We start from the raw sequence: 8,500 nt of genomic DNA on the forward strand, positions 1-8,500 counted from the left end.
AGCGCGCCCGGGCGCGCTACAGCACGCAGAAACCCACATTGCGCGATGCGATCCTGAGCCATACCGATCTGATGGGCAGCGTCTCGACGCCGTTTGCCCCGCTGGTGAATACCGCGACCTCTCTCAAGCCGGTGCGCCAGCTGCTGGATGCCACGCTTAAAATCGACCATCACCGCAGCCTGCCGAAATATTCTCACGGCACCTTCCGTCGCTGGTACAAGTCCGTCGCGGCGGAACAGGCGCAGTACGCCGACCAGGTGGCCTTTTTCCACGGCTGCTATGTGAATTACAACCACCCGCAGCTGGGTAAAGATTTGCTGAAAGTGCTGAACGCCATGGGAACCGGCGTTCAGTTACTGAACAAAGAGAAGTGCTGCGGCGTGCCGCTGATTGCCAACGGATTTACCGATAAAGCGCGTAAGCAGGCTCAAAGCAATGTCACCTCCCTGCGCGAAGCGATTGTCGATAAAGGCATGCCGGTGCTGGCGACCTCGTCCACCTGTACCTTCACCCTGCGCGATGAGTATCCGCACCTGCTGGATGTCGATAATTCCGGCCTGCGCGAGCATATCGAGCTGGCGACGCGCTTCCTGTGGCGCAAGCTGGACGGCGGAAAGACGCTGTCGCTGAAGGCATTACCGCTGAAGGTGGTCTATCACACGCCGTGCCATATGGAAAAGATGGGCTGGTCGCTCTATACGCTCGAACTATTGCGGCTTATACCGGGACTGGAGCTGACGGTGCTGGACTCACGCTGTTGCGGGATTGCGGGCACCTACGGCTTTAAGAGGGAAAACTACGAAACGTCACAGGCGATTGGCGCCCCGCTGTTCCGCCAGATTGAAGAGAGCGGCGCGGATATCGTGGTGACCGACTGCGAAACCTGCAAGTGGCAGATTGAGATGTCCACCAGCAAACGCTGCGAACATCCCATTACCCTGCTGGCGAAAGCGCTGGGATAAACGTTGCCGGGGCGAGAGGCCCCGGCAAACGCGTCATTCGATGAACAGCGACTCCACGACGTTAATCCAGCCGTGCTCACTGGCAACCTCTTTACCGTTCAGCCAGCGGCGCAACATGTTCAGCGCCATCATCGCGCACACCTCCTGACGTACCGCCAGGCTGTGTCGCGTGATGCTCATTTTCACCCGCAGCGCATGCGTGCCTTCCGGCGTTGCCAGCGCAAAATTAAGATGTTCCTCATCCAGCCCGCCCACAAACATCGCCAGACCGGCAAAGTGTTTCACCCTGCGCTCTGACGCCCAGCGCGCGGTCTGCGCCAGCGTCTCCTGCTGGAACGGCACCACTTCACTGGCGAGCAGCGGCGCGTTCACGCGGGAAAGCTGCAGCGCCAGCAGGCCACCGGTGAACTGTTCGCTTAGGGTCACGCTCAGCTGACGGGACTGCAGGCTGTGGGCAATCTGCGCAGGCAGCCCTTCCGTGCCTTCAAAGATCAGGCTCTCGCCCGCCACGCGCTGCACTTCAGGCCACAGCGCCAGCATGGCGGCTTTTTCCGTCGCCGGGCCGGTCAGCTTGAGTTCGATAATCGGCATCGACGAGCGATAGCCCATCGAGACGCCAGGCGGAAGCTGGAGATGATCCAGGCTCTGGGCCAGATCGCTTTCCGAGCGGCCAAAGGTGGTCAGTCGCAGACACAGCGGCGGCTCTGGCAGCGTAAAACGCGCGCGCAAGCGCGGCAGGATCTGCTGCTCGACCATCACTTTAAATTCAGAAGGTACGCCGGGAGTGAAGAACATCAGGCAGCGGTTCAGCTGTAGGGCAAACCCGCAGGCGGTGCCGACCGGGTTATCCACCAGTTCCGCACTGGCCGGGATTTCAGCCTGCTTGCGGTTGCTGGGTGCCATCACGCGGCCACGCTCGGAGAAGAAGCGCTCCATCTGCGCCAGCCACGCCTCGTGCAATACCAGCCCCTCGCCTTTGGCGGTGGCGGCAGCCAGCGCGCTGAGATCGTCGCTGGTGGGGCCGAGTCCACCATTCACAATCAACACGTCGCAGTGCTCGCTGCGCTCGCGAAGAACGTTCACCAGTGACTCAAGATTGTCGCCCACGGTGTTGCGGCGTGTTAACGGTAATCCTTGCTCAAAGAATAAATCGGCAAGCCAGGCGGCATTGGTATCAATAATTTGCCCATGCAGCACTTCGTCGCCGGTGGATAACATCTCCACGTTAATCATTGTGTTCTCCCGCTTAAATGGTCGAAACACTATAGCGCAATTGAATGGGGGGAGCAGAGAGAAACTGGCGCGACGGAATGCCGCGCCGAAGAGATTAGAAGCCTGCGCTCACGCCCACGTAAGGGCCATCGGCCAGCGCGTTGTCGCGGTTGCCGTCTTTACCAGCCAGGTTCAGATAGCGATAACCCGCTTCGATAGTGATCGGACGCATAATCGTCCAGCGCGCGCCGGCATTGGCTTCTTCATAGCTTTCGATACCGCTGGAGAGCGAATCTGGAGAGTAGTAGTACTCGCCGAACAGACCGAAGCTGTCGCCAATTTTCCACTGCAGGCCGCCGCCGACCGCCGCCGCGTAGCCTTCGTCGCCGTCGTTCGGGTTGGTGTAGATCCCTTTGCCGCCGACGGTCGCCAGGAATGGACCAAGAGGAACGTTGAAGCCGAGCCCAAGGCTTGCCGCATCGCCGTCGTCATCGTTATGCGTCCAGCCGCCGGTCATTGCCAGACCGGCGCTATCCGTACCAAGACCAAAGCCCAGATGGGTGTAATCCTCACCCGCCGAGCCGTTGAAGCTGATGGCGTTAGCCGCCGAAGAGATAACCATCAGGCCTAAGCCCATTAATGCCACTTTTTTCATTGTCGTGATCCCGCACAATTTATAGATAATAAGTCCCAAAACCGCGAGATTTTAACCTGACTTTCTCTCTGATCAATGGACTCTGCGTGCGTCCGACGATTAGTTTGTAACGATTTGATAATATCTGCCTTTATCCCATCAGCAGAAAGCGCATTTTCACACTCAGCCCGCCCAAGTGTTCACTGCGGGACAGTTGAAGATGGCTGCGGTGCAGGCGGGCAATATCGCTCGCCAGCGCCAGACCGATACCGGACCCTGCCGCGTCCCCGACGCTATCCAGACGGCGAAACGGCAGCAAAGCCTGCGGGATCAGGTTTTCCGCAATCCCCGGCCCGCTGTCTTCCACGCTCAGGTCAACCGCGCCGTTATCCACGCGCAGATAAACCGTTACGATCCCCTGCTCCGGCGTGTATTTGATGGCGTTCTCCAGCAGGTTTGCGCACAGCTCGCCAAGCAAAACCTCATCGCCTTCGATGATTGTCGGCTGCAACTCACCGTCGTACCCCAGGTCAATCGCTTTGCTGCGCGCCTGCGCCAGCCGTGAAAAGCAACAATTCTGCACGACCTGCACCAGATCCACCGGGGTAAACTGCCGCTCTCCCTGCTCTTTTCGCTTCACCGCCGAAAGCTGAAGCAAGCGTTCGGTCAGCACAATGGTGTTATCCAGCGTCACATTCATTGCCCGTAAACTCTCCTGCCACAGCGCCGGATCGTCCCGCGTCAGGGCCACCGAGACCTGCGTTTTGAGCACCGCCAGCGGGGTTTTGAGCTGGTGAGAGGCATCGGCATTAAAGCGCTCCTGCCGCGACAGCACTCCGCGCAGCCGGTCAATATAGCGGTTGAAGGCCACAATCAGCAGGCGCGTTTCCGACCAGGGCAGGAGCTCGGGCAGCGGAGCCAGCAGCCCCGGCTCCCGACGCACCATGAGCGAGGAGAGCTGGCGCATAGGCCGCAGCACGCGACGCAACAGCCAGGCGGTTAAGATCAGCGTCAGCAGGACCAGCAGCCCCTGGGATACCCAGGACGAAAAGAGCAGCTGGCTGGCAAGGTAGCGACGGGACTGCAGCGTTTCCGCGACATAGATCTCCGCCATCCCGACGACGTTATCTTCGTTGATGGGCTGAAGCAGCTTCGCCACGCGAATCGCCTGCCCGCGATATTCGGTGTGATAAAACCAGGCCAGCGCCGGGTAGAGCGTGGTGCGCGAGGTTGAAGGGGGCATCTTCGGCAGGTCGTCGTAGCCGGAGATCACCCGCCCGGTGGGGTCGACCACCTTGTAATACAGCCGGTCATTCATGTTGAGCTCAAAGCTGTCGAGCACCACCCAGGGCACATTCACCTGCAGCTTTCCATTATGCACTTCAAGCCGCTCAGAGACCGTACGCGCCGACGATAACAGCGTGCGGTCGTAAGCCTGCGTCGCCGCCTGCAGGGCGCTGACGTAGCTGTTGAACGCCGACAATCCCCACAGCAGCAGCAGAGGCAAACCGAGAAACAGCAGAAGCTGCAGATAAAGGGACTGCGGTTTAGCCCACTTCATCGCCACACTCCAGCACGTAACCCAGCCCGCGCAGGGTGGTAATCTTCACCCCGCTGCCGCTCAGTTTTTTGCGCAGACGATGGATGTAAAGATCGATGCTCTCCGGACTCACATCGTCGTTCAGGCTAAAAACCTGGTCAAACAGCTGCTGGCGGGAGACGGGCCGGGTCCGGCGGTGCATCAGCACCTTCAGCAGGGAGAGCTCGCGCGGCGTCAGGGAGAGCGGTTCATCATGCAGCAGAAAAAAGCCGTCGTCGTCGTATTCCAGCGCCCCCAAAAGCTGACGCTCCTGGGTTCGCCCTTCGCTTCTGCGCAGCAGCGCGCGCAGCCGCGCATCAAGTTCTTCCAGCTCAAACGGCTTCGGCAGATAGTCATCCGCCCCGGCGTTCAGTCCTTTCACCCTGTCCGCCACGTTGCTGCGGGCAGTGAGAAACAGCACGGGAAGCGTCTGCCCGCGCTTTCGCAGACGATGGACCACCTCCAGCCCGTCGAAACCGGGCATGCCGATGTCCAGAATCGCAACGGCATAGTTTTCTCCCTGCAACAGATGGTCTGCCGCCCGCCCGTCGTTAACGCAGTCAACGGCAAAGCCTCCCTGCACCAGCGCTTTCTCCAGCCAGTGAGCCAGTTCACGATTATCTTCCGCCAGTAAGAGACGCATATCACATCCTGTAAAGTTCGTGTCGCAGTGAAAGGGAAATGAAAGGTTAATGTTTTAACAATCGCGCAACGGAACCGCTACAAGGTGGTTCACATAATCAGAAAAAAAGCCCCCGTACCCGTACTCCCGGTTCTCCGGCATGAGGATAAACGATGAAAAAACAATTACTTTCTACCCTTGCTGCAAGCGTATTGATGTTGAGTGCCTCTGTCGTCCAGGCGCAGGATACCCCGTCCCGCACCGAATGCATCGCCCCGGCCAAGCCGGGCGGCGGCTTTGACCTGACCTGTAAGCTGATTCAGGTCAGCCTGCTGGAGACAAAGACCATCGAAAAACCGATGCGCGTCACCTACATGCCCGGCGGCGTGGGCGCGGTGGCGTACAACGCCATTGTGGCGCAGCGCCCTGCCGAAGCGGGCACCGTGGTGGCCTTCTCCGGCGGCTCGCTGCTGAACCTGTCGCAGGGCAAGTTTGGCCGCTACGGCGTGGACGACGTGCGCTGGCTCGCGACCGTTGGGACGGATTACGGCATGATCGCCGTTCGCGCTGATTCCCCATGGAAATCGCTGAAAGACCTGCTGACCGCCATGGAAAAAGATCCGAACAGCGTGGTGATTGGCGCCGGTGCGTCGATCGGCAGCCAGGACTGGATGAAAGCCGCCCTGCTGGCGCAGCAGGCAAAAGTGGATCCGCACAAGATGCGCTACGTCGCCTTTGAAGGCGGCGGCGAGCCGGTCACGGCGCTGATGGGCAATCACGTGCAGGCCGTCTCCGGCGATCTCAGCGAAATGGTGCCTTACCTGAGCGGGGATAAAATCCGCGTGCTGGCGGTCTTCTCGGAAAACCGTCTGCCGGGCCAGCTGGCGAACGTCCCTACCGCCAAAGAGCAAGGCTACAACCTGGTCTGGCCGATTATTCGCGGCTTCTTCGTTGGGCCGAAAGTGACCGACGCCGAATACCAGTGGTGGGTGGATGCCTTCGCCAAACTCCAGCAAACCGATGAGTTCAAAAAACAGCGCGATCTGCGCGGCCTGTTCGAGTTCAACCTCAACGGCAAGCAGCTGGACGAGTATGTCAAAAAACAGGTGAATGACTACCGCGAACAGGCGAAAGCCTTCGGTCTGGCGAAGTAAACGGAGGCGCTATGAGCGATCGTATTTTTGCCGGGATATGGCTGCTGCTCTGCATTGGCGGGTTGTTCGTCGCCTGGCAGATCCACAGCGAATACAGCTATGAACCGGTGGGGCCACGCCCCTTTCCGATGGCCATCGTCGGCCTGATGCTGCTTTGCTCAGTGGCTCTGCTGCTGCGCCATCCGGACACCGTGGAGTGGCCGCCACGCCGCACGCTGCAACGTCTGCTGGTGATGGTGATTATCCTGCTGATGTACGCGTGGGGTTTTGAGTGGCTTGGCTTCCCGATTGCCACCACCATCCTGACGATGGTGATCGGCATGTTGTTTAACGCCACCCTGCCTGCGGCAGGCCTCTCGGGTGCGGTACTGGGCATAGTGCTCTGGTACGCCTTCGACCGCCTGCTGGACGTGACCTTGCCCCTTGGCGCATGGTTTAACTAACGGAGCACGCTATGGATACCTGGATTTACCTCTCTCAGGGGTTCGCGGTAGCGATGACCCCGGAAAACCTGGTGATCGCCCTGATCGGCTGCTTCGTGGGCACGATCGTCGGCCTGCTGCCCGGTCTTGGTCCGATTAACGGCGTGGCGATACTTCTGCCGCTGGCCTTTGCCCTGCACCTGCCGGCTGAATCCGCCCTGATCTTACTGGCGACGGTCTATATCGGCTGTGAGTACGGCGGTCGCATCTCCTCAATACTGCTGAACGTGCCCGGCGATGCCGCCGCCATTATGACCGCGCTCGACGGTTATCCCATGGCGCAACAGGGACGCGGCGGCGTGGCGCTCTCCATTTCAGCCGTCAGCTCGTTCTGCGGATCGCTGATTGCCATTGGCGGCATCATTCTGTTCGCCCCTGCGCTGGCCCAGTGGTCGCTGGCGTTTGGTCCGGCGGAGTATTTTGCACTGATGGTGTTCGCTATCGCCTGCCTCGGCAGCATGATGGCGCAGAACCCGCTCAAATCGTTTTTGTCTGCGCTGATTGGCTTAGGGTTAGCCACCGTCGGCGTGGATGCCAACACCGGGGTTTATCGCTTTACCTTCGACAGCGTTCACCTGTCCGACGGCGTACAGTTTATCGTCGTCGTGATTGGCCTGTTCTCTGTCTCAGAAATCTTACTGATGCTGGAACATACCAGCAGCGGGCAGACGCTGGTGCGCAAAACCGGTCGCATGCTCTTTAATGCCAAAGAGGGGGCACAGTGTGTGGGTGCTACCCTGCGTTCGTCGGTGATTGGTTTCTTCGTCGGCATCCTGCCCGGCGCGGGGGCGACCATCGCCAGCGCCATCACCTACATGACCGAGAAAAAGCTGAGCGGCAACAGCGACAGCTTCGGAAAGGGCGATATACGCGGCGTGGCGGCGCCAGAGGCGGCCAATAACGCCTCGGCCTGCGGCTCATTTATCCCGATGCTGACGCTTGGCGTGCCGGGCTCCGGTACCACGGCGGTGATGATGGGCGCGCTGACGCTCTATAACATCACCCCGGGTCCGGCGATGTTCACCGAGCAGCCGGACATCGTCTGGGGCCTGATTGCGGCACTGCTGATCGCCAACGTGATGCTGCTGGTGATGAACATCCCGCTGATCGGCCTGTTTACCCGCATGCTGACCATTCCCCTGTGGTTCCTGGTGCCTGCCATTGCGGCGGTCTCTGCGGTTGGGGTGTACGCGGTGCACAGCACCACCTTCGACCTGGTGCTGATGGTGCTGCTTGGCGTGCTGGGGTACATCTTACGCAAGATGCACTTCCCGATGTCGCCGCTGATTTTAGGCTTTGTGTTGGGTGAGATGCTGGAGCAGAACCTGCGCCGCGCCCTCTCCATTAGCAACGGCAATATGTCGATTCTGTGGGAGAGCAGCGTGACGAAGATCCTGCTGGCCATGGCGATCATGGTGATTGTGGTGCCGCCGGTCCTGCGCCTGCTACGTCGACGCCAGCGCAAGCCCGAGCCGGACGTCGGCTGATTAGCCCCTCAGCAGGGCATTGACCCACTGTTTTAACGCCTGGCGGGAGATTTTTATCCCGCCATTTTTTAGCGCTGCGGGCAGCACCAGCCAGTGTACCGGCTGTTCAAAACGCGCCAGCCTGCCCTGGATCCAGTCAGGGAACTGCGCGATATCCGTTCCCGGCTCGCACTCCACCACCGCCACCGGACGCTGTCCGAACTCGGCGTCGTCCAGCGGGACGATGAACGCCTGGCTTATTTGCGGATGTGTGGCGATAACGCGTTCCAGCGATTCGGGTTGGATCCCCTCTCCTCCGCTGAAAAAGAGATTGTCCATACGGCCTAAAATCGTCAGACGACCGTTGCGCCATTCCCCGCGATCGCGGG

At 59.9% G+C, this 8,500-nt stretch carries 9 protein-coding genes; 4 read left to right on the forward strand and 5 right to left on the reverse strand.

Features of this window, described 5'->3' with window-relative positions:
* Window positions 1–962, forward strand: a 962-nt coding sequence (gene glpC, locus K5E19_RS22795; RefSeq protein ID WP_221553211.1) for an anaerobic glycerol-3-phosphate dehydrogenase subunit GlpC, incomplete at its 5' end; no start/stop codon positions are given.
* A gap of 33 nt (window positions 963–995) precedes the next feature.
* Here glpC and K5E19_RS22800 read toward each other — a convergent pair.
* The 4 genes from K5E19_RS22800 to tctD form a co-directional block, all read right to left on the reverse strand.
* Window positions 996–2,195 carry a nicotinamide mononucleotide deamidase-related protein YfaY gene (locus K5E19_RS22800; protein WP_221553212.1) on the reverse strand — a complete coding sequence of 400 codons (1,200 nt, stop codon included), beginning with the start codon at window positions 2,193–2,195 and terminating at the stop codon, window positions 996–998.
* A gap of 94 nt (window positions 2,196–2,289) precedes the next feature.
* Window positions 2,290–2,829 carry a YfaZ family outer membrane protein gene (locus K5E19_RS22805; protein ID WP_010433398.1) on the reverse strand — a complete coding sequence of 180 codons (540 nt, stop codon included), beginning with the start codon at window positions 2,827–2,829 and terminating at the stop codon, window positions 2,290–2,292.
* Window positions 2,830–2,959: 130 nt separating this feature from the next.
* Window positions 2,960–4,369, reverse strand: coding sequence for a sensor histidine kinase (locus K5E19_RS22810; protein ID WP_221553213.1), 1,410 nt, complete (start codon window positions 4,367–4,369; stop codon window positions 2,960–2,962).
* Entirely contained in the window at window positions 4,356–5,030 is a 675-nt protein-coding gene (tctD, locus tag K5E19_RS22815; RefSeq protein ID WP_221553214.1) for a transcriptional regulator TctD, read from the reverse strand. Before tctD ends, K5E19_RS22810 begins: the two co-directional genes overlap by 14 nt.
* Before the next feature lie 152 nt (window positions 5,031–5,182).
* Here tctD and K5E19_RS22820 point away from each other — a divergent pair, with 152 nt between their 5' ends.
* The 3 genes from K5E19_RS22820 to K5E19_RS22830 are packed head-to-tail and all read left to right on the forward strand — an operon-like array spanning window position 5,183 to window position 8,132.
* A complete protein-coding gene (locus tag K5E19_RS22820) occupies window positions 5,183–6,163 on the forward strand; it encodes a tripartite tricarboxylate transporter substrate binding protein (protein ID WP_221553215.1) in 981 nt (326 codons plus the stop codon).
* Window positions 6,164–6,174: 11 nt separating this feature from the next.
* On the forward strand, window positions 6,175–6,606 hold the full coding sequence (locus K5E19_RS22825; RefSeq protein WP_221553216.1) for a tripartite tricarboxylate transporter TctB family protein: 432 nt from the start codon (window positions 6,175–6,177) through the stop codon (window positions 6,604–6,606).
* Between the two features lie 11 nt (window positions 6,607–6,617).
* A complete protein-coding gene (locus tag K5E19_RS22830; protein ID WP_211449061.1) occupies window positions 6,618–8,132 on the forward strand; it encodes a tripartite tricarboxylate transporter permease in 1,515 nt (504 codons plus the stop codon).
* Here K5E19_RS22830 and K5E19_RS22835 read toward each other — a convergent pair.
* On the reverse strand, window positions 8,133–8,500 hold a 368-nt coding region (locus K5E19_RS22835; protein WP_409334611.1), incomplete at its 5' end, for an AMP-binding enzyme.

This window comes from Enterobacter sp. RIT637, from assembly GCF_019718755.1.
Lineage (GTDB): Bacteria > Pseudomonadota > Gammaproteobacteria > Enterobacterales > Enterobacteriaceae > Enterobacter.

Coding starts and splice junctions, on each gene's coding strand:
- K5E19_RS22800 (WP_221553212.1), bottom strand. CDS start 2,195: ATGATTAACGTGGAGATGTTATCCACCGGCGACGAAGTGCTGCATGGG.
- K5E19_RS22805 (WP_010433398.1), bottom strand. CDS start 2,829: ATGAAAAAAGTGGCATTAATGGGCTTAGGCCTGATGGTTATCTCTTCG.
- K5E19_RS22810 (WP_221553213.1), bottom strand. CDS start 4,369: ATGAAGTGGGCTAAACCGCAGTCCCTTTATCTGCAGCTTCTGCTGTTT.
- tctD (WP_221553214.1), bottom strand. CDS start 5,030: ATGCGTCTCTTACTGGCGGAAGATAATCGTGAACTGGCTCACTGGCTG.
- K5E19_RS22820 (WP_221553215.1), top strand. CDS start 5,183: ATGAAAAAACAATTACTTTCTACCCTTGCTGCAAGCGTATTGATGTTG.
- K5E19_RS22825 (WP_221553216.1), top strand. CDS start 6,175: ATGAGCGATCGTATTTTTGCCGGGATATGGCTGCTGCTCTGCATTGGC.
- K5E19_RS22830 (WP_211449061.1), top strand. CDS start 6,618: ATGGATACCTGGATTTACCTCTCTCAGGGGTTCGCGGTAGCGATGACC.